Here is a 23535-nt window from a genome sequence, read left to right as displayed (position 1 = left end):
GCTGAAGGCCAACAATTCATTAAGAATTTTTTAATTTTTGGCTGTCACACTACCAGCTATTGAATTACGAAGCACCTTGACGCGCACCTTTTCTGCTATTTCTAATGTAACAACATCTTCTGTTAAACCTACGATCTTTCCAATGACTCCACCGTTTGTGACCACTTCATCGCCTTTTTTAAGGTTGGCAAGAAAATTCTGGTGTTCTTTAGCCCGTTTTTGCTGGGGCCTGATAAGGAGAAAGTAAAATATTCCAAAAATGATAATAAGGGGTAAAAAGGCAACTAAAGGATTTCCCCCGCCCTGGCCATTTTGTGGGGGGGCCATTGCAAAAGCCTCTTGAATCAAGTGGAAGTCCATATCATTATCTCCTTTTTTAGGATTTTAGCCTATTAGACTGGATTATTTTTGACATTTCAACCCATTTTCATTTATTTTTTGTTTGCCCTCTGCTCATAAAACCTCTTTTTAAAATCCATAAAAGTGTCTTTTTCTATACTCTGCCTAATAGAATTCATAAGTTCCATATAGTAGAAGATGTTATGAATAGTAAGTAGCCTATATACCAAAAGTTCCCTGGACTTATAAAGGTGTCTGAGATAGGCCCTTGAAAATCTACTGCAGGTATAGCAAGAACACTCTGGATCAAGGGGCGATGAATCCCTTTCAAAAGCGGCATTCTTTATATTTAAATTTCCAAAACGGGTAAATGCCATACCATTTCGCGCATTTCTTGTTGGAAGAACGCAATCAAACATGTCAACGCCTCGATGTACTGCCTCTACAATATCTTCTGGGGTCCCAACACCCATTAGATACAAAGGATAAGAACGAGGGACAATTGGTACCACCTCTTCTATCATTTCCAACATGATATCCTGAGATTCACCTACACTTAATCCACCGATTGCATAACCATCAAAATCAAGGCAGAGGAGTTCATTAGCACTCCTTCTTCTGAGGTCTTTGTGCATGCCTCCCTGGATGATCCCAAAGAGCCTGAGCTCTCTTCTCTCCCTGGCCTCTATGGAACGTTTAGCCCAAAGGGTGGTTATCTCAACAGCCTTTTCAACCTCCTGTCGTTCCACAGGATAACCAGTACACCAATCAAGGCACATCATGACATCAGAGCCCAATGCCTCTTGGATGGCAATCACCTTTTCAGGTGTAAACTTATGATATGAGCCATCCAAATGTGACTGAAAAACCACCCCATCTTCTGTAATTTTCCTCATGGACGCCAGGCTATAGACCTGAAAGCCTCCAGAGTCAGTAAGAATTGGGCGATCCCAATTCATAAACGAGTGAAGCCCGCCTAGATCTCTTATGAGCTCATGACCTGGCCTGAGATACAGATGATATGCATTAGATAAGATGAACCCTACCCCTGCCTCTTTTAATTCGTCAGGACTCACTGCCTTTACTGTGGCAAGAGTACCAACTGGCATAAAACAAGGGGTCTTTACTTGACCGTGAAATAGATTGAGAATCCCTGTCCGATAAGGACCGTCCTTACTACTATGGAGGATTTTAAAGGAATCGGGCATGATTCTTACCCCTCAAAAAAACAGTCATCTTTTCAATTAAGCCATCAAAGCTACCATTTGACATGACCACAACGACGTCTCCACTCTTAAGCTCGTCTTTAAGATAAGCTAATATTTCATCTCCATCCTTAAAAAGGAACGCGGACTTGCCCATGGCATTAAGATCTTCCACAAGAGTCTCTGACGAAAATCTGTCTCCAGGAGGTGCCTTTTCAGGGTCTGGAACCGAACGTACGAGGACAAGGTCGCCTAGAGAAAGGGCCTCTGGATACACCCTCTGAAAGACACTCCTTCTACTTGTATTTGTTCTCGGCTCAAAAGCCACAACCAGGCGCCTCTGTTTATACCGTTCTTTCAAGGCCGTAAGGGTCTCTTTAACTGCTGTTGGGTGATGGGCAAAGTCATCAATAAGTGTGATGCCAGAGGCCTCTACTACAACCTCCTGCCTTCTCTTTACCCCTCCACATTTATAAAGGCCATCTAGGACCTCCTTTTCATCAAGACCAATCTCGAGTAAAAGACAAAGAACTCCAGTGGCGTTTAGGGCATTATGTCTCCCTGGAAGTCGAATTTTGCCTTCAATTACGCGTCCTTTTGTCTGCACCACGAATTTTGTCTCGCCGTTTTCTACTACATAGTCCACTAGCCTATATTGGGCTTTTTCTCCAACCCCATAGGTGACAACCCTACAATTTGCCCTTTTCACTACATCTAAAACATGCCTAGAATCAGAACAGGCAGACACCAACCCATCTTCTGGCAACTGTTCCATCAACCTCGAAAAGGCCCCTTTAATTTCATTAATGTCCTTATATATGTCTGCGTGGTCAAATTCTATGCTTGTTAGAATGACATACCTTGGACAATAATGAAGAAATTTAGGGGTCTTATCAAAAAAAGCAGTGTCATATTCATCTCCCTCCACTATAAACCAAGGAGGGCCGCCCTGGTCAAATCCCCGACCATAGTCCTTTAATATCCCCCCCACCATAAAGCCAGGGGTCCTATTCCTAAGTGCGGAGACAGTAAGAGAGCTCGTAGTAGTCTTTCCGTGGGTACCACAAACCGCGATTACAGTCCTATCAACGAGCCAAAATTCCCTCAGGGCATCTGGAAAAGAATAATACGGTATTCCCAGGGAAAACACCTTTTGGGCCTCAGGATTATCCGCCCTCACAACATTGCCAATAATCGCCAGGTCTGGCCTTGGATCAAGGTTTTTTTCTGAGAAGCCTTCTAATAGTCTAATCCCCAATCCCTTTAAAAACGGCCCCATTGGAGGATAAAAAGCAGTATCTGAGCCCTGGACCCTGAAACCTTTTTCTTTCAAAAGGCCTGCCAGGGCACCCATTCCAGTCCCTGAAATCCCTATTAAGTGCACAAGTTTTTGAAGCATAGGTCCACACTTTACAACCTATATCCTGCACGGCAAAAGGGGGCAAATAAACCTCCCTCGCACCTCGCATCTTGGGCAAACTCGTCAATTGCAGGATTTAGGTACAAACAAAAAAATATTGGCCACATCCACACTCAAGACAAAAACAGACTTTTCCCTCTTTGGGCATTGGCCACTGAGGGGAAAAGTCCCGATCCATTTCTTTACCAAATGGACAAAGTGTTTTTGCTTTTGTAAATTTGAATAATAACTTACTATTTAATAACTACAGAATAACCATTAAAAAACAAGAGGCATTTATGAGGTGTACCAAGTGCGGCAACATATCATGGGATCATATTAGCATCTGTAACACGTGTGGCGAGGACCTTACAGAAGTCCAAAAACAACTCGGCCAATTCCCACAGCCAGAACCCGACTTTTCCTGGTTCCAAGACCTTGTTACAGAGACACAGCCCCCTGAGGCTACCCCATCTGTAGATCTTTCTGAAATAGATGTCTCCGACTTAATCGTAGGCGAAGAAGAGGAATTGGGGGATTCCGATATCGATATTGATATCAAAGAGATAGAGGATGTAATAGAAGACGAGGAACTCCAAAAGGTTTTGGAAAAGAGCCTTGAACCTTAACTCCCTTCCTATTGTTCCAACTCAGGAAAGGGCCCATCCCTCTCAAAAGTGAAAAAGGGGGCCCAAATGCTCTATTTTTCTATCCGCCACCTCGTCCCTTGTGGAGTATCCATGAGGGATATTCCCTTACTTTGAAGTTCATCCCTAATGGAATCTGCTGTCTGCCAATCCTTGGCCTTTCTTGCCAGTTCACGCCTCTTTATGGCGTCTTCAACATATTCCTTGGTAAGTCCAATACTCTTAAGATAGGAGATATTTCTACGTTCTAAAAATTCTTTGGGATCTTCCTGTAAAATACCCAGCACCTTACCTATGGTGCTAAACGTTTTCAGTGCCTCTTGTAACTCATCCTTATATAGGGCTGAGGGTCGGCGTTTTGCCTCTTCTATAACAGTGTTTAAGTGGCGAATCCCTTCAAATAGATGACCTACGGCCTTCGCTGTATTGAAATCATCGTCCATGGCCGAATAAAATGCCTGTTTGACTCCCTCCAATTCCCTCAGGGCATCCTGGGCCCGACCTTCTATCGGCCGCTTCTTTTTAACAGGAGCTTCAATGACATCTAAGGCTTCAAATAGTGTATAGTAGCACCTCGATATAGCTGCCTCATTTTCACGCAGGGCCTCAGGGCTATAGTCCAACGGACTCCTATAGTGCTTGGACAGCAAGAACAAACGCAGGGCCTCAGGGTGAAATTCACTCAAGATGTCCTTAATGGTTATGAAATTACCCAAGGACTTGGACATCTTTTCGCCTTTTATTGTGACGAAACCATTGTGGAGCCAGTAGTTGACAAATGGTCTCCCAGTAGCAGCCTCAGACTGAGCCTTTTCGTTTTCATGATGGGGGAAAATTAGGTCTAGCCCCCCTCCATGGATGTCTAGGGTATTGCCGAGGTATTTCATGCTCATTGCAGAACACTCAATATGCCATCCCGGCCTCCCTTCACCCCAGGGGCTATCCCACTTTGGCTCTCCTGGCTTGGCCCCTTTCCAAAGGGCAAAATCAAGCGGATCGTCCTTCAGCTCACCTACATCGATTCTGGCCCCTGCCCTCAACTCATCTATATTTCTCCCGGAAAGCTCACCATATTGGGGGAAGGTGCGCACTCTGAAATAGACATCTCCTCCCCTCTCATAGGCATGACCTTTTTCAATCAGGGTCTCGATCAGGGCAATAATCTCAGGGATATGCTCTGTAGCCCTGGGCTCAAAAGTTGCTCTTTCAATCCCTAGGGCGTCCATATCCTCATAAAAATGGGCTATTTCCCTTTCAGCGAGCTCTTTCGGAGAAATGCCCTCTTCCTTGGCCCTGTTAATAATCTTATCATCTATATCCGTAAAATTCCTAATAAACTTTACCTCAAAACCCTTTTCTCTGAGATAACGGAAAATGGAATCAAACACCACTGCGGAACGGGCATGGCCAATATGGCACCTGTCATATGCGGTAATTCCGCATACATACATTCGCACCTTTCCCTCTTCAATAGGGGAGAAAGGGATCTTCTTTTTCAAATGCGATGAATATACTGTAATAGCCATGCTGGTCTCATAGTGTTTTTTTTTTGTAATGTCAAGAATGTTAATTTAAATCTCAGGGATGCGTCAAAGTCACGTTGGCACAATTGAAGATTCAAGGGGGCAAATATGAAATATCCAGTCTTGACATTCAGACGCCACAATCTTAATTTCAAGCGTCATGATACAAAAAATTATTTATAATAAGGTCATAGAGGCGTTTAATTCCGCTGTAGAAAATGGGGATTTGCCCCAAACTGGTGCTCAACCCAGGCACCAAATCTCTACCCCAAAGCTAGAGGCCCATGGAGACTACTCCAGCAATATCGCACTAGCCATGGCAGGGCCTTTAAAAATGCCCCCAAGGGCCATTGGCGAAATCTTAAAAGGCCTACTTGAAAAGGACTCAATCTTCAAAAAAATCGAGATAGCAGGTCCAGGTTTTCTAAACTTTTTCATTGCTGAGTCATACTGGCAACAACACTTGAAGAACATCTTGTCCCAAGGCGATGCATACGGCAGAACTGACACCGGACAGGGCAAGAGGGTACTAGTAGAATACGTAAGCGCCAATCCCACAGGCCCGCTTCACGTTGGCCACGGCAGAGGTGCCGCCATTGGAGACAGTCTGGCCAGGATCCTTGACTTTGCCGGCTATGAAGTCCAGAGAGAATACTACATTAACGATGCCGGGAATCAGATGAACACCCTTGGTAAAAGCGTTTATCTTAGATATCAAGAATGCTTTGGACGTGAAATCGAATTTCCAAAGGAATGTTACCAAGGGGAATACATACGAGAAATTGCAAAAAAGGTCGTTGAGACCCAGGGCGACAAGTTTCTTGACGTTCCATTAGAAGAGTGCCTCGATTTTTTCACTGAGGTTGCAGTAAAAGACATTAGCCTCGGCATCAAAAAAGACCTCGAGGACTTTAACTGTCTTTTTGATAATTGGTTTAGTGAAAAAACCTTACATGACTCAGGTTTTGTTGAACAAACCATAGAGGAATTACGTGCAAGCGGTCATATATATGAAAAGGACGGGGCATTGTGGTTTAGATCCTCGGCCTTTGGGGATGAAAAAGATAGGGTAGTACGACGCTCAAATGGCGTTACCACTTACTTTGCTGCAGACATAGCCTATCACAGAAATAAGTGCGAACGTGGATTCGATATACTCGTCGACATATGGGGCGCTGACCACCACGGTTATGTTCCAAGGGTCAAGGCAGCCATAGAAGCCCTTGGCAAAGACCCAGAAGGATTAAAGGTAATACTTGTTCAGCTTGTAAACCTCCTAGAAGGTGGGAAATTGAAGGCCATGAGCACCAGGGCAGGTGAGTTTGTCACCCTAAGAGAAGTCCTAGAAGATGTGGGAAAGGACGCCGCAAGGTTTATCTTTCTCACCAGGCGCTCAGACAGCCACCTAGATTTTGATCTGGAGGTCGCTCGGAAGAAGAGTCAAGAAAACCCAGTTTATTACGTACAATATGCTCATGCCAGGCTTTCAAGCGTATTTGAAAAGGCAAGAGAAAAGGGAATTAATCCCGATGAACTCAAAGACCAGCCCAAAGTGGAGCTCTTAAACACCAAAGAGGAACTTACGATACTAAAAGCGCTGGAGGCCTTTCCCAAAATAGTAGAGTCATGTGCAATCAATTTTGAACCGCACGGACTCAGCTTTTACCTCACCGAGCTTGCATCAAAGCTTCATGGCTATTATAACAAACATAGATTCATTACGGATGAAGAAGAACTTACTTTTGCCCGCCTCTATCTGGCCAGGGGAGTAAAACAAGTCTTAAGAAACGGACTTGCTCTTCTGGGGGTAGAAGCGCCAGAAACAATGTAGTATTTGCTTCCAGGGCACCGCATCTATTGCGTTGTCGGGCGCTCGACGTACAGGGAGTACGACTTCGCGCCCTCCGCCTTGTATCTACGGCGCCCCTGAAAGCAAATACATTTCAATATGATAGATTTTTTCGGGGATTGCACCGTTACCTGCTACAAATGTAGCATATGATGTAGGCAAAAGGCGAAACAAATGGCAAAAAAGACAAAAAAAAGGCCGCCCTTTAGGCTTGAGATGGGTTGGGGAGGCCTTATGGCTGTAATAACCGGCGGCCTTGCAGCTATTATCTGGACTTTTGTCTTAGGGGTTTGGGTGGGGAAAAAGGTTACAACCCCAGCCAGAGAACTCCTTAACCCGCCTATTGAGTCCCAAATTCAGTCTAGAGAATCATACGATGCCAGGCCTTCTGAGGAAAAACCTCTCTTTACAATGAAGGAATCGTCTTCCAACCATAAAAAAGACGACTCCACGTCAAAATCTTTGGTCCTTAAAGAAGAAAAACAGGCTGAATCTCATACATCGCAGGAAACTCTCATTACAGAAGATATTAAACCAGAAGTCAAATCGACCCCGCAGAGGCCTCAGGAAAATATCGTTCACAAGGTTTCTAAGCCAAGCAAGAATCTATCCAGAAGTAAACCAAGACCATATTTTGCATTACAGGTCGCCTCTTTTCGTGATATGAAGCATGCGCAACGAGAGGTTCTTCGATGGCGGAACAGGGGCTTTGAGGCATTTGTAAAAAAGATCGACCTAGGTCCAAAGAAGGGCATCTGGCACAGAGTCTGTATTGGCAGGTATCCATCAATAGAGGAGGCCAAGAAGGGGGCAGAGGAACTCATAAAAAAATTTAAGCAAAAATCATATATAATTCCTGTGAGATAACCTTGATCAGAAAGGCCAAAATTAGTGACATACCCAACATACACTCGATCCTGACTCACTTTGGTGACAAGGGGCTATTGCTACCTCGGTCCCTAAGTGATCTCTATGACCACCTACGGGACTATTCCGTGTTCGTCAATGAGGAAGGTAACATAGTTGCAACCTGCGCACTACACATATCCTGGGAAAACCTTGCTGAGATCAGGTCCCTCGCTGTAATGGAGCAGTTTCAAGGACGAGGCATCGGCTCCGCTCTAGTAGAATTTGCTATTTCCGAGGCTCTGACACTAGAAATCTATCGAGTTTTTACCCTCACTTATCAACCCATCTTTTTCAAAAAAATGGGATTCAAAGAAGTGGACAAAAAGATCCTGCCACACAAGGTCTGGTCAGATTGTCTAAAATGCCCTAAATTTCCAGACTGCGATGAAGTGGCTCTCATGATAGAATTATAGGACCTAGATCCTTCATGGCGAATGAGTAAACCATAACAGGTTAAAAGCTGTTGGCCCAAGAACGATAATTCACTTTTCGGGTGAATCCCATCGTGTTAAAATTTTTCCCGCATTCACCATGCAGGATTTAGCTAGGAGAATACAGGAGAATATCATAATATGCTGGCAAAGCTGCTCACAAAGATAATAGGGACAAAGCACGATCGCGAGTTAAAACGTATTCGTCCAATAGTGGACAAGATAAACTCCCTTGAACCAGAAGTATCCAAACTGGATGATGCTGCGTTATCTAAAAAGACCCAGGAATTTAAAGAACGCCTTCAAAAGGGCGAATCTTTAGATTCCCTTCTTCCAGAGGCCTTTGCAGTTGTACGTGAGGCCTCAAAGAGGGTCTTGGGCATGAGGCCCTACGACGTCCAATTAATAGGTGGCATTGTCCTTCACCAGGGGAAAATTGCTGAAATGAAGACAGGTGAAGGTAAGACACTTGTGGCCACCATGCCTGTATATCTGAATGCTCTCACCGGCCGTGGCGTACATGTTGTTACTGTTAACGATTATTTGGCCAAAAGAGACGCGGAGTGGATGGGGGCCGTCTATAAATTCCTTGGCCTTACAGTGGGAGTGATCGTACATGGGCTCGACGATGCAGAGAGGAAAGAGGCCTATCTGTGCGACGTAACCTACGGCACTAATAACGAGTTTGGCTTTGATTATTTGAGAGACAACATGAAATACTCCCTTGAGGATATGGTACAGAGGGAGTTTTACTATGCTATCGTAGACGAAGTAGACAGTATTCTCATCGACGAGGCGAGGACCCCTCTGATCATTTCAGGCCCCTCAGAAGAGTCTACAGAGCTCTATTACAGGGTAGATCGCATTATTCCACACCTTAAAAACGAACTTCATTATACCATAGACGAAAAGGCCAGAACAGTAACCCTCACCGAAGAAGGCGTAGCTCAGTGCGAAAAATTGTTAAAGATAGATAACCTCTACGACCCGGCAAATACAGAACTCCTACACCACGTACAACAGGCCCTAAAGGCCCATGTACTCTTTAAAAAAGACGTAGATTACATAGTAAAGGACGGCCAAGTCATAATTGTAGATGAATTTACTGGACGTCTAATGCCTGGAAGGCGTTATTCTGACGGCCTCCACCAGGCCCTGGAGGCCAAAGAAGGGGTAAAGATAGAAAGCGAAAACCAGACCCTCGCTTCCATAACGTTTCAGAATTTCTTTAGAATGTATGAAAAGCTTGCCGGTATGACTGGTACAGCCGATACAGAAGCAGAGGAATTCAAAAAGATTTACGATCTTGACGTGGTGGTCATCCCCACGCACAAACCCATGATAAGGGAAGACTACCCAGACCTTGTCTTCAGGACAGTAAGGGAAAAGTTTGAGGCAGCAGTAAAGGAAATTGAAGAGCTCCACAAAATCGGAAGGCCAGTCCTCGTTGGTACCACCAGCGTGGAAAACTCTGAGATGCTCTCAAAGATGCTCAAAAAGCGTGGCATCCCTCATGAGGTATTGAATGCCAAACACCATGAAAGAGAGGCAGAAATCGTAAAACACGCAGGTGAAAAAGGCAAAGTCACCATTGCCACCAACATGGCGGGGCGCGGTACTGACATTGTCCTCGGAGAAGGGGTAAGAGAGCTGGGCGGCCTACACATTCTAGGCACAGAGCGCCATGAATCAAGGCGCATTGACAACCAGCTCCGTGGACGTGCAGGTAGGCAAGGAGATCCCGGCTCCTCAAGATTCTATCTATCCCTTGAAGACGATCTTTTGAGGATCTTTGGCGGTGACAAAATCCAAAAGATGATGGATAAACTGGGTATGGAGGAAGGGGAGCCCATAGAGCATCCAATGCTTTCCAAGGCCATTGAAAATGCCCAGAGAAAGGTTGAGGCCCATAACTTTGAGATAAGAAAGCACCTCCTCGAATACGACGACGTAATGAATACTCAAAGGACAGTGGTCTACTCTCAGAGGCGGGAAATCCTGGCAGGAGGAAGCCTAAGAGATACAGTACTGGGCTTTGCTGAAGAGGTAGCAGAAAAACTTGCAGACACCTACGGAGATGAAAAGACGCCTCCATCAGAATGGGATTGGAAGGCCCTCAAGGAAAGGCTATACGGTGGATTCGGCGTTGAACTTTCCATTTCGCCTTCGGAAATAGATGCCTTTACCAAAGAAGAACTTGAAAAGGTCATAAGAGAAGCCTTGTTTAAGGCCTATGAAGAACAAGAGGCAAGATTTGGCAGTGAAGAGATGCGCCAAGTCGAACGCTTCATTGTGCTTCAGACCCTTGATAACCTCTGGAAAGACCATCTTCTCAGCATGGATCACTTAAGAGAGGGTATTGGACTGAGGGGATATGGTCAAAAGGACCCATTGCAGGAATACAAGAGGGAAGGTTACCAGATGTTCCTTGATATGGTAGATCGCTTCAAGGAGGAATCCCTCAGTCTTCTTCTACGAATACGTCCAATGCGCGAGGTGGAGATAGAACGTCTTGAAGAAGAAAGGCGTCGCAAGCAGGAAAAACTAAAATTGAGTCATGGCGAAGAAGAAGCTCAAAAACCACAAACCTACCGGCGCCAAGGGAAAAAAGTGGGTAGAAATGACCCGTGTCCCTGCGGAAGTGGCAAAAAGTATAAAAAATGCTGCGGCAGGAAATAATTACGAAAGGACGCTCTGATGGATACATCTGCGATTAAAGTAAAAGGTTTTAGAGGGGCAGCTACAATCGCAAACATAAGATACCAGGGTAGGCCAGACCTAGGCATGATAGTATCAGACGTTCCAGCAGTCTCTGCAGCATGCTTTACTAAAAATTCAGTAAAGGCAGCCCCTGTAAAAATTGGTATTCAAAGATTTAAAGAAAAAAAAGAGGTACTCCTCAAGGCTCTTTTGGTAAATAGCGGAAATGCCAATGCCTGTACAGGAGAACTCGGCATCAAGCGGACTAATCTTATTTTAGATGCCCTAGCCAAGGAATTGGGTGTGGATCAAGACATGGTCCTGATGTCATCCACAGGCGTCATCGGAGAACAGCTTCCAGCCGAAAAGATAGTAAACGCCATACCAGAACTCTTGGAAAACCTCACAGAAGACGGGCTTCTGGAAGTTTCCAAGGCAATACTCACAACAGATACCAGAGAAAAAACAAAGGGCATGCGCCTTGACCTTGATGGCACAAGTATCAGCCTATTCGGCATGGCCAAGGGGGCCGGAATGATCGGCCCAAATCTCGGTCCGCCGCATGCAACAATGTTGGCCTTTATTGTTACCGATGCTAGAGTTCGTGGCGGTCTTCTCCAAGAGCTCCTTCAAGATGCATGTGAAAAGAGCTTTAATAGGATAACAGTCGACGGAGACACAAGTACTAACGACACAGTACTAGTGATGGCAAATGGACTCTCAGGTGGGGACGTCCTCAAAGATGGCTCTGACAATCTATTTGCCTTTAAGGATGCACTAGATGCAATATGTATGGAACTTTCCAGAATGATTGTTGAAGATGGTGAGGGAGCGACAAAGGCAGTAGAAGTGGTTGTAAAAGGCGCAAAGAGCCAGGATGATGCCATAAAAATAGCACAGGCAATCTCAAATTCACCACTTGTAAAGACCGCATTTTTTGGCCAGGATCCCAATTGGGGTAGGGTCCTTGCAAGTGCAGGCAAGACCCTGATTCCCATGGATGAATCCAAGATAAAGCTATGGATTGATGACCATCTACTTGTTGACAATGGCTTGGGCCTAGGAAAGGAAGCAGAGGAACGTGCAAGATCCGCCATGGAGAAAACCTCTTTTCGACTCATCCTGGATCTTGGGCTTGGAAAAGGCAAGGCCTCAATCCTCACCACAGATCTTTCAAGGGAATATGTGTCAATAAACGCAGACTATAGAAGTTAATCCCAAACTTTCATGACGAACGAATTCGTCACCCCCCGTATAAAAGTGTTGAGCATTTCAGAAGTGTTGAGTTTTGAGTTTTGAGTTGAAGGAAGAGAACTTTGCACCTTGAACTTTTTATAACGTCTTCGCCCTCCAGTCTCTGGCTTTGGTACAGGCAAGGCTTGCTTCTTCCTTCTACCTTCTACCTTCTTCCTGTCATATTAGGCGAATTATCCCAACGGGTATTTCCACGGTAAATTATGAGAACCGATTAGGTATTGACTGTCTCCTCTTTTAGATCGCTTTCAATATAGGGTTGTATCTGATTTTTTCCCTGCTGTTTTGCGAGATATAATGCGATATCAGCGCGCTTTATCAACTCATAGTGTGAAATTGAAGTATTACATTCAGCAGCAGCGACCCCGAGACTTATAGTCACTACCTGGATAGGCGACTTTATATGTGGAATTGCCATCTTTTCTACATTCGCTCGTATTCTTTCAGCTACATGTAATGCCCCTTCAAGAGATGTGTCTGGTAAAAGTACTACAAACTCTTCGCCTCCATAGCGAGCACAAAAATCTCCAGGCCTTTTGAGTGATGATCTTATGGTCTGCGCAACTTTTTTTAGACATTCGTCTCCCTTAACATGTCCGTAGACATCATTGTATGCCTTGAAATCGTCCACATCGCACATAATCACTGATAGAGGCTGGCTATATCTTTGGCATCGTCTGTATTCTTCAACCAGACGTCTAAATAAGCTGTTACGATTGGGAACACCTGTCAAAGAATCGAACACGGCTTGCCTTCTCAATTCTTCATAGGCGTTGTTTAATTTATTTCCAGCAATTACAATCCCACATAAAACCACCACCCATATGACGATATGTCCTAGCACCAGAGGTAGCCATGGCATCTCCATGACGAAAGGAAGCGTTATGCTTATACCTCCTCTGATATCACCTTCTTTATAGCCCTGCCGCGCATGACACTTAAGACATGTCTTTTTAGTTATTAAGGGAGCCATATATAAGTAAAAAGTCTTTCCATCCCTCTTAATAAAAATGCCCCTCTCTTTTACACCTTTTTCAAATTCTTTGAGGAATCGTTCTTCAATGGGAGTTGGCTTATTTAAAGGATTGATTGGCCGAAGACTGGTAATGTGGAATACTATGCCTTCTTTTCCCTTTGCAAACTCAGAAATTTGTCTGGTCATAAGGGCAGGATTAATTTTTGTCAGCTTCAATCCATTATCAAGTTCTAAATCCCTCATGGGATCTTTGAGATATGGATTTGGTTTGACTTTATCATTAACAACTACATAAACGCCCCCATGACTGGCATTCCACATACGGGTAGTGAGAATAATGTCGAAAACGCATCTAGCAGTCTCAATGGCTATTCTTTTTTGTTCTTTTATTGCGTTCAGATAATTGATAGTGAATGAAACGGCTACTAAGGTGGTCCATATTAGGATGGCATATACGATATTTTTTTTTAAATTCATAAAGGCTATAAAATTAGTATATTTCAAGTTTAGCTATTTTTTAACCTTCTCCGAGGTTAAATGTAAATTTTCTCTGAAAATTTAAGATGAATTAAACAACACATTAACCATGATGGACTCCCTCAGAATAGTCAATGAGGATATTTAAAAATCCCAATCAATATTTTCAAAAAAATTGATGGACTCTTCTGAAAAGAAGAGCCATCAGCTTACAAATTAGTTCCAATACACACGAAGAATCACAAAAAATTCTTCTTGAAATTCAACTACGGTTTTACATAGGCACATCCTTCGGACTGTAATTTAATGAGTTCCACAATACCTGCTGGTACAACTTCACATACCTCTATAAGTTCATCGGGCTTTATACCAAACTTATTGAGTGAATTATTGCAGACCAAGAAGTGCACACCCTTTTCAGACAGACTTTTTACAGTGGAAGCATATTCAGAAGCCCTGTCACGTTGGAACAATTTTACAGACTTACCATTGGAAAGTAGATAGACCCCTGCTTCCTCTGGGGGCACCACCTTTAGGAGATTCTCCATGTTGCCAAGAGCAATGAGCAGCGATTCCTGATCGTCCCGATTAACATGAAAAACTACTTTTGTCTTCATAAAACCTTTCCTCCTTCAAAAAATTTCATTAGTTAATACGTCCTCTATTAAAGACTAACACTGTGTTTCAAACATTATGCTTTACCACTTTTTTTCTCTGAGGCAACAAGTTGCGACGATTCAAAGCAAAATGACAAACACCAACTTGGTGAGAAAAACGTAGCACCAAGCAGAGACATCCGAAGCGAATAAAATCCTTTTCATAAAAGTTTTCATCTGGTTCTGTTGCCATTTGCCTGATATACTTTTCCATTCTAGATGCCTCCTTCCACGTCTATTAGAATAAATCCGTTTATGAAGAAAGGAGGTATTCTTTAAAAAAACAGTTGTTTTACCGATATTACTAAAGACCATAGCGAGTTAGAAACGAGGATTGCATTGTCTGGAATAACACTCATAAAAAAGGGGGATGAAATGCCGGTCAGGATCTCAACAGGTATAGAGGGTCTCGACAGGATTTTAAATGGTGGCCTTATAGAAAAGAGGGCCTATCTTCTCCGAGGAGGGCCAGGTGCTGGAAAGACTACAATTGGATACCACTTTTTGACCGAAGGAGTAAAAAAAGGCGAAAAGAGCCTTTTCATAACCCTTGGAGAGAAGAAAGAGCAACTGATCCAAAACGCAGCGGCCTTTGGCCTAGACCTTGAGGGCGTGGAGTTCCTTGATTTGAGTCCAACACCTGATTTCTTCGCTCAAGTCGAAAGCTACGACATCTTCAGTCCTGCCGATGTGGAAAGAGAGCCTGTTACAAAGATGATCATAAACGCAGTAGAATCCATAAAACCACAAAGGGTTTTCATAGATTCAATGACCCAGTTCCGCTACCTTGCTCCCGACACCTTCCAATTCAGGAAACAGGCACTCAGCTTCATCCGCTATCTTGCTGAACACGGCGGCACCATCCTCTTTACCTCAGAGGCAAGCGCCGAGGCCCCTGACGACGACCTCATGTTTTTGAGCGATGGAATAATAAACCTCAGAGTGAAGGAAGAGATCCGAACTATCGAGGTGACAAAGTTCAGGGGCTCATCCTTCCTCTCTGGTCTTCACTCCTACACCATTGGCTATGGGGGGATCACGATCTTTCCGCGGCTAGTGCCTGAACTCCACACTGCTGAATTTTCTTTTGATCTACTCTCTTCTGGCATACCAGAAATCGACGAGCTTTTGAACGGAGGGCTCGAACGCGGCACCGTCACCCTGATAAGCGGCCCAAGCGGTGTTGGCAAGAGCACCATGGGCATGATTTTCCTGAAAGAAGCGGCAGGCCGCGGCGAGAACTCAGTGGTCTATGCCTTTGAAGAAACCTCTGAAAAGATACTCTCGAGGTGCGAGTCAGTAAATATACCAGCAAGGGCCATGATAGAGAGCGGAAGGCTAAAAATAAGACACGTGGAGCCGCTTGCGCTGCTTCCAGACGAATTCGCAAACATTATAGAACGGGACGTTGAAGAGGGAGGTGCAAAGGTTGTTATGATAGATTCCACCTCTGGCTATGAGATGGCCATGGGTGGGGAAAACCCGAGAGCACACCTCCATGCAGTCTGTAGATACCTTGCCAACATGGGGGTCCTGGTCATATTGCCCACAGAGGTAAGGAACATCACAGGCGAATTCAAGATCTCTGACCACCACATAAGTTATCTTGCAGACAACATCGTATTCCTCCGCTACCTAGAGATAGGTGGAGAGATGAGGCGCGCCATAGGTGTTCTCAAAAAGAAATTTAGTGACTTTGAAAAGACCCTCAGGGAATTCAAAATTACTCGCTTTGGCATAAAGGTGGGAGAACCCCTTTCAAACCTTCGAAATATCCTCTCTGGTACTCCGGTTTTCGTAGGGGAAAAGGAATAGATCATGAAAGACAGCGGAAGGGTCCTTTTGGTTGGGAGAAACAAAAAGAATCTAGAATTATTAACGGACTTTTTGGAAAAAAACGGGATTGATGCCTTTGGCGTACAGGACTTGACAGAAGCCTCATCTGTATCTGGAAAGGGGGTTTCATTGGTACTAGTGGATGTAAGCGGATATGCCCGTTCAATCTGGACATTCTTAAACGAGCTATTGGAGAAAAAACTCCCCTTTCTAGTCATCTACCCACCAGAGGCAAAGGGTAGGGCTACCGCTCCCGTTGGATCCAGCGCCGTACTCACAAAGCCCCTTAACCCAAAGGTTCTCCTTTCAGTTGTAAAGAATCTCCTTGGGGATCTTGAGCCATGAAGGTACTTTTGAGCGTAAAAAATAAAAAGAATCTCGAGCTCCTGGTCAACTGGATCAGCACAAAGTACCAGGTGGCTGTTATGGAGAAACCCGAGGACATCGGAAAAGAATTTGACCTTCTCATCGTGGATGGCCAAGTATTCGAAGAACACCGCGAGCTCATAAAATCCAGGAAGGAGGCCGAGGGTCCAGTTTTTTTACCGGTCCTCCTGGTTACAAACCGAGAAAAGGTCCGATACATCACAAATCAGCTCTGGGTCACCCTTGATGAGATCATACTCACCCCTATAGAAAAGGTAGAGCTTGCAGCAAGAATCGAAATACTCCTCAGAGCAAGGCGCCTGAGCCTTGAGACTCAGCTCATGGCCCTTACAGATCCCCTAACAGGGATCCACAACCGTCGCCACTTTTTCGTTGTTGCAGAACGAGAGATGCAAAAGCTCAGGCGCAAGAGCCGAAGTGCCGCTTGTCTCCTAATAGACATAGACCACTTTAAGGCAGTAAACGACGTCCATGGCCATCTCATAGGGGATCAGGTGCTCATTGCAGTGGCCCAGAGAATAAAGTCCTGTGTCCGTGACTTTGACCTCCTTGCAAGGTTCGGTGGAGAAGAATTCGTTCTCTTTCTGGTAGAGACCGACCTTCCTGGAGCCATTAAGGTGGCAGAGCGTGTCAGAAAAGAGGTGGCAAAAAGCCCCATAAGGGTGAAGAGCGGTGAAGAGATCCCAATAACCGTAAGTATTGGGGTTAGTGCCTACGACGGAGACGACCTGGATGTAGAAGGCCTGGTGGAACAGGCAGACATAGCCCTCTACCATGCAAAGCGAACTGGAAGAAACAGAGTAATGACAGCATAAGAACATTCTCTGAATTCAAGCGTTTTTAGGATGGGGATGGAATAAATCCAACAGATACGCAGGATACCCAAAGGGCTATGACAAACGATTCACTCTACTCGGGCTTGCCTCGATAAGAAATATTTTGCTCTAGATCCAAGGTACAGTGCATACCAAGTCAGCCAAACGTCCGGTGCGGCCCCACATCCAGCGAGGTGTACGGGGAATAGGCGACCCCATCCTTTACCTGATTAGTCTATTTATCTTGCACACTTTATTGCAATGGCCGTAACAGCCCCCCACACCCAGTTGAAAAACAACACAAAAAATGGAGTCAATAGCCCCAAGTCAAGGCCAGCTATACCCTTGTGGGCCTTTAAAGGAAACACCACAAACAATTGAACTGCAGTAGGCAATAGGCTGAGCGCTGTGGCTTTCAGTAGTAGTTTGGATTCCCATATTGGAAGGATAAAAAGAAGCCCCCAAATGCCTCCCCATACAATTCGGGGATAAAGCCAATTTGCTGATAAGGACGGGGCAATTGACACACCAAAGAATGAAGTAATACCGAAGTATCCAAACAGCCATACTGTTAAACTATTGGCCAATGCCCCCAAACAACCTGCTGAAAAGAAAATCAATAATTTTTTCATATTTGCCCCCAAGCAAATGGAATAAGGAGAAGGAGTCTTAATAAGAATAGAAGTTCCAGGCCTGATTCCTTTTTGAAAATCTATTCCACTAAAAAAATCGTTACAGATATAATGGTGGGAACTATGGGAAAACCAACTCCATCCTTATTATTTTTTATAACAATCTCATCTCATGTTCAAGATATTGCTATCAACCAAATCAAACTACAAAGAGGTGTACCTTATCCTTATCCCAAAGCCCTTCACCTCAGACTATGTACTTCAAGTGCCCGAGAAAAAGTGCAAACTTCATGTCATAGGGACTTGCAATTTTACCGAATGGGGCTAACGTTGTCGGGCAGCTTAAGTGCATAAGTGCGTCTGTGTGCCCTCCACCTTGCATCTTCGGCAAACTTGTGAGCTGAACAGTTTGGATTCAAGATAAGACAACAGGTAGTGTAGTCTGAATACGGATGTGCTCCTATAAGAAACGATTCAGCCGAATCCAACATTTGGAGCTAAAAAGGCCCGAAGCCCCATGAAGGCAGAGGGGAGCGTGCATGGATGCTGTGTAGGTCGGCCAAGCGAAAAATGGTGGATTAGACAAAGCCAGCAGATGGCCATTCATATAAAAATTGGAACAAACTGGGAATATTTCCCCAGTAATTCGACTGACTTCATACCTTTTCCACCTTCACAGGTATCCCCTGACGGGCATTAGAACCAATAACAAAGTCACCGAGGGTCGAGATGCCCTTGCGGACAGGATCGCTGATACCTAGACGATTGTTGGCGACACCTGCTGCACGAAGTCCACTGCCACGCCAGACCTTGTTTCCGATCTGCTCTTTGCGTGCTCCCAATCCCCAGTGACCATAGCCATGCTCAATACCAATGGCGCCGCGTTGAATGCCCCGCCGCACTGAAGCGATGCCCTCCACGCTGCCACCAGGACTGGTGAGCCGCACCCTATCTCCGCTACGAATACCCAAATCCATGGCATCATCTACATGAATAATGATAGCGTTATTTGGATGAATCTCTTCTAGCTTCGGCGTGCCAATGACCCCAGATGACATCAATTGCGACTTGGTAGAGACGGTCTTAAATGGCCATTCCTCAGGCTTGTAAACTGACTCAAGAGGTGTCTCGTCCGCGAATACAGGAGGTATCCAAGTAGGTGTACCGATAAAACGCTTTCCAGTTAGACTATTGCGCGATGTGCCCAATTTCTCGTTGTAAATCTGCACTGGTTTGTCGTAGCGGTGCGTCAACCAATCGCCATCATAGGCATGATCCTCGCCTTCAAAGCGACCGCCACGGGCCAACACATATGCCACCTTACGACGTTCTTCTGGCTTAAGTACTGCCTTGATCTTATCCCAGATGCGGTCCACGCCGGTCATGATAAGTTCCTCGTCCGGTGCATCTGGCACGGGTTCGGCGTCAAAAGCGATATTGGCTGCCACGCGCAGATGCCAGTCCTCTGGATGATTCAGAGGATAAAGGTCGCCGTTGGCATCAGAAATGACACTGTCGCCAAATCCGGGCAGATTCATTCGTTTCGCCACGGCAATGAGAAAGCTCTCCATACAGATCGGGTCACCCGCCGGGGTCTTGTCCACTGAAGGGTCAATAGCTGGCCAGCGAACAGAATTGGCCCTGGTCAAATATCCACCCCATGGTCCGGTATCCCCCCAGGTTTCATAAAGTACGGTGTCGGGTACAATATAGTCAGCAAAGGCGCTGGTCTCGTTGATAAACGGGTCTATGGAAATGATCAGAGGTACCTTTTTGGGATCGGCAAGGTCTTTTTTGCAACGGTCGTATAAACCAGCCTGGCCGTATAGCGGATTGGTATTCCAGAAAATAATGGCCTTTATGGAATACGGATAGGCGTTTAAAGCCGACGGAATATATTCAGACTGGAGGCTGTGAGACAATGGATACCATGGGGCCTCGGCCGGATATGGAGAGCGACCCTCCCGCTTTTTTCGCTTGAACTCAGTGGTGTCCTCATAACGGAAGCCTCGGCGGCTAATCCGTACGCCCCGTGCCTTTACCTTACCTGGGAAGTCCACCATATTATAACGTGGACCTCGACTCACTGCTGCGTAGCGGCCTCCGCCCACACTGGTGCCACCCTTCCAGTTAAGATTTCCTATCAGGGCATTGAGCATCACGATGGCATAGGCAGTGTAAAAACCGTTGCTGTGCATGGTGCCTCCGTGACAGTCTGCTACAGCATGGCGTCCGTATGATGTGAATTCCTCTGCCAGGCCAATGATCGTCTCCACCGGGGTACCGCAGGCAGCACTGTATTCGTCCAGACTGTGCCTTTGCGCCTCTTCCAATAGGAGTTGGAGACTGCTCTTTACTGCCACAGACCGACCCGACATATCCACCACAGTGCCCTTATAAAAAAGCACGGCCGGAGAAGAGGCATTGTCATGGGCCACGGGCCTTCCGCTTGCCTTATCAATGACCGTAAAGACGTCGTGTCTGTTCGCATCAGCCAACCCGAGCCGATGAGCTGGCAGAAATCTACCGTAGTCCTCATCAGTTGGATCCCCCACGACCAGGTGGGTGGCATTACTCCAACTCGCCTCACCAGCATTTTCTGCAGCCCTGGCACCCGGTTGGCTTAGAAAGGCGGCATTGTAGCGCCGTTTTTCCAGTATCCACCTTATCATGCCCATAACCAACGCCCCATCCGTGCCCGGATTGATAGGTATCCAGCGACTGCGTTTCCCTGTGGTCAAACTGTTGGTATTCGTCAGCACCGGGTCCACGACTACGTAGGTGAGATCACCGTCACTACGTCCCTCGGCGACCAGTTTGCCCTGGTGCTGAAAGGGATTTCCAGCGTTGGCTGGGGCCGTGCCTATGCTCAAGAGAAAGCGAGTATTCCGAAAATCGGGTTTCAGATGAGGATACTTGTCCCAGTCTCCAAGCAGGGCAGCATAACCGGTCCGCATGCTCAGACCACAGTTGCCCCCATGTTCGGTAAAGTTGATACTGCCAAAGGAGGACATGATGAAACGCTTGGCAAGGGGCAGACGCCCTTCGTGAAAGCCCGCTATGAACGCCAGTTGGTTGGCTCTGGGGCCCAGTTCAGGGGCCTCCGGGTCTATGGGGTTTTCCAGGTCGCGTATGGCCCGCAGGCCATCTACCTGGCCTTCACCAAAGAGGTCTCCACCCTCTACTACTTCCCTTACTAGTTGTTCGAATGAAATGGGTTTCCAGCGACCACTGCCCCTTGGGCCTACGCGTTTGAGCGGCGTCCGGATACGGTACGGGTCATAGAGTTTATCCAACACCGCATTTCCCCGGCCGCAGGCAGTGGCACGATACCTGAGCCCACTGTTACGATACCTGCTAATAGAGAGGTAACTTTCTATTATTGGAGTCTCATAGGGGAGAGCAGGAGATGCCGCAAGGACATGATACGGATTGCCTGTTACCCTCAGGACCCTCCCGGTCTTTTTATCCACCCGCACCCTAACGCCACACAGGCTTGTACATCCAACGCAGACAGTGTTGGCAACATACTGATCTGGATTGACAATGACCTTTCCGGTCTTACTATCCACCCGAAATTCCGGTTCAGGGGCATTTCCGCTGAGAGCGTTACGAGGCCTTTCACCGGCCCACCAACCTCTGGTGATATATTGCAGTGGTCCCTTGTAGCCGGCGCTGAAGACACCCAGGGCACCAGCTGCCCCTATGCCCTTTAAAAGATTACGTCTGGATACTTTCATGATTCTTCTATTTCCGTGTGTTTTATCCTGTTATCTCTTCCAACCGGGACAAGCCAGGTCAGGACAATGAGTAGAAAAAAGGCAAAGGCCATATTGGCCACGACCTCTGTTATGCTATCGTGGCCCGTAATCGCCGGAAAATAATGGTAAAATCCAGCCGACGTTTTTGGGACTTCCTGCCCGGTTACCACCACATTCCAGCGGAACAACCAGGCGCCTAGCACTGCCAGAAGAGATGCCGGCACAAGGCCTCTTGCCGCCTGCCGCAGCCGAACTGGAACAAGCAGTAATGCGGGCAAGACAACAGTCACGCCCATCCCTGAGACCAGAAAGGCGATCCAGTGCTCGCGAAGGAGATACTGACCAGCTATGCGGGCGTCACGAGTGCCGAATCCGATTTCCACAACGATCCAGACAATCTGCAAAAAGAAAACGGCCAGCAGGGACCAGAGCAAGAGATTACCCAAGGCCTTTCCAGAGCTTTTGTCCTTCATCCCGCCTTCGGCCCGCCAAACCAGCACAGTCAGCCCGATGGCGCTGACAAGCGAGGTGCAAAGATACAGAATAGGGACCATTATCGAATGCCAGAGAGGAACAGCCCTGACAGCGGCTACTTCAACCCCGGTATAGGTTATGACTACTATGGCGGAAAGAAGCGCCACCGCTCCTGTCCATCGGTTGATTTCAAAACTCTTCTTGCGAAAGACACACCACGAATAGATGATAAGCGAGAGCAGGTAAAACGAGAGGATGAATGTCCCCCATGACATGGGTGAGGTGACATGGGTGTGATAGAGAAATGAATAGAAACGACCCGGCTGATAGAGGTTGACAATAAGGTTCAGAGGGGCAGCCAGTCCCAGTGACAGGGCTACAACCAACCCAGTAGAAGCAGAATCTCTGTATCGTTCAATACGAAAGACGTGATACAGCGAGGCTAGAAAAAGGGCTCCCGCACTGGCCCCTATCATGAAGAAGTAGTGCGTGTCGCCGATACCCCAGACTATTTCACGGGTCACATTTATGATTTCAAAGATTTGCATCTGCATTTTTAACATCCGCCAGCAGTTTTTCTCTGGACCACGGGGCCTGTTCGCCAACCACCTTGGCCTGTAACCAGGCCTCCAGACCGATGTAGAAGACCCTCGGATTAGTACCCATGGCCGGCTTCAATACCTGAGTTGGGTACTCTCGCAACAGCCGGGAGATATCGCTATCGGAATCGTTCAGATCTCCGAAAATCCGAGCGCCCCCAACACAGGTCTCCACACAGGCGGTCAAGAGCCCGGCATCGACTCGCTGGATACAAAAGTTGCACTTGTCTGCTGTACGCGTCTGAGGGTTAATGAACCTGGCATCGTAGGGACAGGCCTGGATGCAGTAACCGCAACCGACACACACAGTGTTGTCCACCACAACAATGCCGTCTGGCCGCTGGTATGTGGCCTGAGTCGGACATACCTGGACGCAGGGTGGGTTTTCACAGTGATTACACAGCCTGGGGAGGGTGGCCCGTTGCGCAATCCCATCCGTGTCTATCTCGTAAGTGGAAACGATAGTACGAAAATGGGTAAACGGAACCTGGTTCTCCATGGCACAGGCCACCGTGCATGCCTGGCAACCTATGCATTTTCTCAGGTCTATAATCATGCCCCAACGTGGGCCATGTGAAGTGGAAGAAAAGGCATTTTTTTGTCTTTTTCAATGGAGTGTGCGAGAAATTTCCTGCGGGAACTATCCATGACTTCTTTCCTTTCAAA

General features: G+C 46.3%; 19 protein-coding genes and 1 pseudogene. 9 read left to right on the top strand and 11 right to left on the bottom strand.

The window, feature by feature from the left end:
* Positions 1 to 30: 30 nt before the first annotated feature.
* The 3 genes from yajC to DBT_RS01065 form a co-directional block, all read right to left on the bottom strand.
* Complete coding sequence (yajC, locus tag DBT_RS01075) at positions 31 to 360, bottom strand: preprotein translocase subunit YajC (protein WP_067615581.1); 330 nt, start codon at positions 358 to 360, stop codon at positions 31 to 33.
* Positions 361 to 431: 71 nt separating this feature from the next.
* Positions 432 to 1547, bottom strand: a complete 1116-nt coding sequence (tgt, locus tag DBT_RS01070; protein ID WP_067615579.1) for a tRNA guanosine(34) transglycosylase Tgt — start codon at positions 1545 to 1547, stop codon at positions 432 to 434.
* Positions 1531 to 2943, bottom strand: a complete 1413-nt coding sequence (locus DBT_RS01065; RefSeq protein WP_067615577.1) for a UDP-N-acetylmuramate--L-alanine ligase — start codon at positions 2941 to 2943, stop codon at positions 1531 to 1533. Before DBT_RS01065 ends, tgt begins: the two co-directional genes overlap by 17 nt.
* 299 nt (positions 2944 to 3242) lie before the next feature.
* Here DBT_RS01065 and DBT_RS01060 point away from each other — a divergent pair, with 299 nt between their 5' ends.
* Positions 3243 to 3572 carry a hypothetical protein gene (locus DBT_RS01060; protein ID WP_067615575.1) on the top strand — a complete coding sequence of 110 codons (330 nt, stop codon included), beginning with the start codon at positions 3243 to 3245 and terminating at the stop codon, positions 3570 to 3572.
* Positions 3573 to 3643: 71 nt separating this feature from the next.
* On the opposite strand, the gene cysS is transcribed toward DBT_RS01060, so the two are convergent.
* Positions 3644 to 5116, bottom strand: coding sequence for a cysteine--tRNA ligase (gene cysS / locus DBT_RS01055; protein ID WP_067615573.1), 1473 nt, complete (start codon positions 5114 to 5116; stop codon positions 3644 to 3646).
* 157 nt (positions 5117 to 5273) lie between these two features.
* On the opposite strand from cysS, the gene argS reads away from it, so the two are divergent.
* The 5 genes from argS (at position 5274) to argJ (ending at position 12217) form a co-directional block, all read left to right on the top strand.
* Complete coding sequence (gene argS / locus DBT_RS01050; RefSeq protein WP_067615572.1) at positions 5274 to 6944, top strand: arginine--tRNA ligase; 1671 nt, start codon at positions 5274 to 5276, stop codon at positions 6942 to 6944.
* Positions 6945 to 7136: 192 nt separating this feature from the next.
* A complete protein-coding gene (locus DBT_RS01045) occupies positions 7137 to 7829 on the top strand; it encodes an SPOR domain-containing protein (RefSeq protein ID WP_067615570.1) in 693 nt (230 codons plus the stop codon).
* A gap of 2 nt (positions 7830 to 7831) precedes the next feature.
* Complete coding sequence (locus DBT_RS01040) at positions 7832 to 8284, top strand: N-acetyltransferase (protein WP_067615568.1); 453 nt, start codon at positions 7832 to 7834, stop codon at positions 8282 to 8284.
* A 159-nt stretch (positions 8285 to 8443) separates the two neighbouring features.
* Positions 8444 to 10981 (top strand): preprotein translocase subunit SecA, encoded by a 2538-nt coding sequence (secA, locus tag DBT_RS01035; RefSeq protein WP_067615565.1) that lies wholly within the window; start codon positions 8444 to 8446, stop codon positions 10979 to 10981.
* 18 nt (positions 10982 to 10999) lie between these two features.
* Complete coding sequence (argJ, locus tag DBT_RS01030; protein WP_083186525.1) at positions 11000 to 12217, top strand: bifunctional glutamate N-acetyltransferase/amino-acid acetyltransferase ArgJ; 1218 nt, start codon at positions 11000 to 11002, stop codon at positions 12215 to 12217.
* 253 nt (positions 12218 to 12470) lie between these two features.
* Here the strand turns inward: argJ and DBT_RS01025 are convergent, their stop codons facing one another.
* From DBT_RS01025 to DBT_RS01015, 3 genes are all read right to left on the bottom strand, one after another.
* Positions 12471 to 13709, bottom strand: a complete 1239-nt coding sequence (locus tag DBT_RS01025; protein WP_067615867.1) for a diguanylate cyclase — start codon at positions 13707 to 13709, stop codon at positions 12471 to 12473.
* Positions 13710 to 13975: 266 nt separating this feature from the next.
* Positions 13976 to 14326, bottom strand: coding sequence for a DsrE family protein (locus DBT_RS01020; RefSeq protein WP_067615564.1), 351 nt, complete (start codon positions 14324 to 14326; stop codon positions 13976 to 13978).
* A gap of 67 nt (positions 14327 to 14393) precedes the next feature.
* Positions 14394 to 14579 (bottom strand): hypothetical protein, encoded by a 186-nt coding sequence (locus tag DBT_RS01015; RefSeq protein WP_067615562.1) that lies wholly within the window; start codon positions 14577 to 14579, stop codon positions 14394 to 14396.
* Positions 14580 to 14740: 161 nt separating this feature from the next.
* Between DBT_RS01015 and DBT_RS01010 the strand changes: the two genes are divergently transcribed.
* The 3 genes from DBT_RS01010 to DBT_RS01000 are packed head-to-tail and all read left to right on the top strand — an operon-like array spanning position 14741 to position 17403.
* On the top strand, positions 14741 to 16180 hold the full coding sequence (locus tag DBT_RS01010; protein WP_067615560.1) for an ATPase domain-containing protein: 1440 nt from the start codon (positions 14741 to 14743) through the stop codon (positions 16178 to 16180).
* Between the two features lie 3 nt (positions 16181 to 16183).
* Complete coding sequence (locus DBT_RS01005; RefSeq protein ID WP_067615558.1) at positions 16184 to 16546, top strand: response regulator; 363 nt, start codon at positions 16184 to 16186, stop codon at positions 16544 to 16546.
* The gene (locus tag DBT_RS01000) at positions 16543 to 17403 is read left to right on the top strand and encodes a GGDEF domain-containing protein (protein ID WP_067615556.1); all 861 of its coding nucleotides are present in this window, start codon (positions 16543 to 16545) and stop codon (positions 17401 to 17403) included. The genes DBT_RS01005 and DBT_RS01000 overlap by 4 nt, the downstream gene beginning before the upstream one ends.
* A 239-nt stretch (positions 17404 to 17642) precedes the next feature.
* Here DBT_RS01000 and DBT_RS00995 read toward each other — a convergent pair whose 3' ends face one another.
* From DBT_RS00995 to dsrO, 4 genes and pseudogenes are all read right to left on the bottom strand, one after another.
* On the bottom strand, positions 17643 to 18035 hold the full coding sequence (locus DBT_RS00995) for a hypothetical protein (protein ID WP_067615554.1): 393 nt from the start codon (positions 18033 to 18035) through the stop codon (positions 17643 to 17645).
* Positions 18036 to 18691: 656 nt separating this feature from the next.
* Entirely contained in the window at positions 18692 to 21775 is a 3084-nt protein-coding gene (locus tag DBT_RS00990; protein WP_067615552.1) for a molybdopterin dinucleotide binding domain-containing protein, read from the bottom strand.
* Positions 21772 to 22833, bottom strand: coding sequence for an NrfD/PsrC family molybdoenzyme membrane anchor subunit (gene nrfD / locus DBT_RS00985; protein WP_083186523.1), 1062 nt, complete (start codon positions 22831 to 22833; stop codon positions 21772 to 21774). The genes DBT_RS00990 and nrfD overlap by 4 nt, the downstream gene beginning before the upstream one ends.
* Positions 22805 to 23437 (bottom strand): annotated as a pseudogene (dsrO, locus tag DBT_RS00980) (sulfate reduction electron transfer complex DsrMKJOP subunit DsrO); the annotation flags it as partial. The pseudogene dsrO and the gene nrfD, both read right to left, overlap by 29 nt.
* Between the last annotated feature and the right edge of the window lie 98 nt (positions 23438 to 23535).

It is taken from the genome of Dissulfuribacter thermophilus (assembly GCF_001687335.1).
Taxonomy (GTDB): Bacteria; Desulfobacterota; Dissulfuribacteria; order Dissulfuribacterales; family Dissulfuribacteraceae; genus Dissulfuribacter; species Dissulfuribacter thermophilus.
Note: the sequence above shows the minus strand (reverse complement) of the source record. Positions and strands in the feature narration are given on the sequence as shown.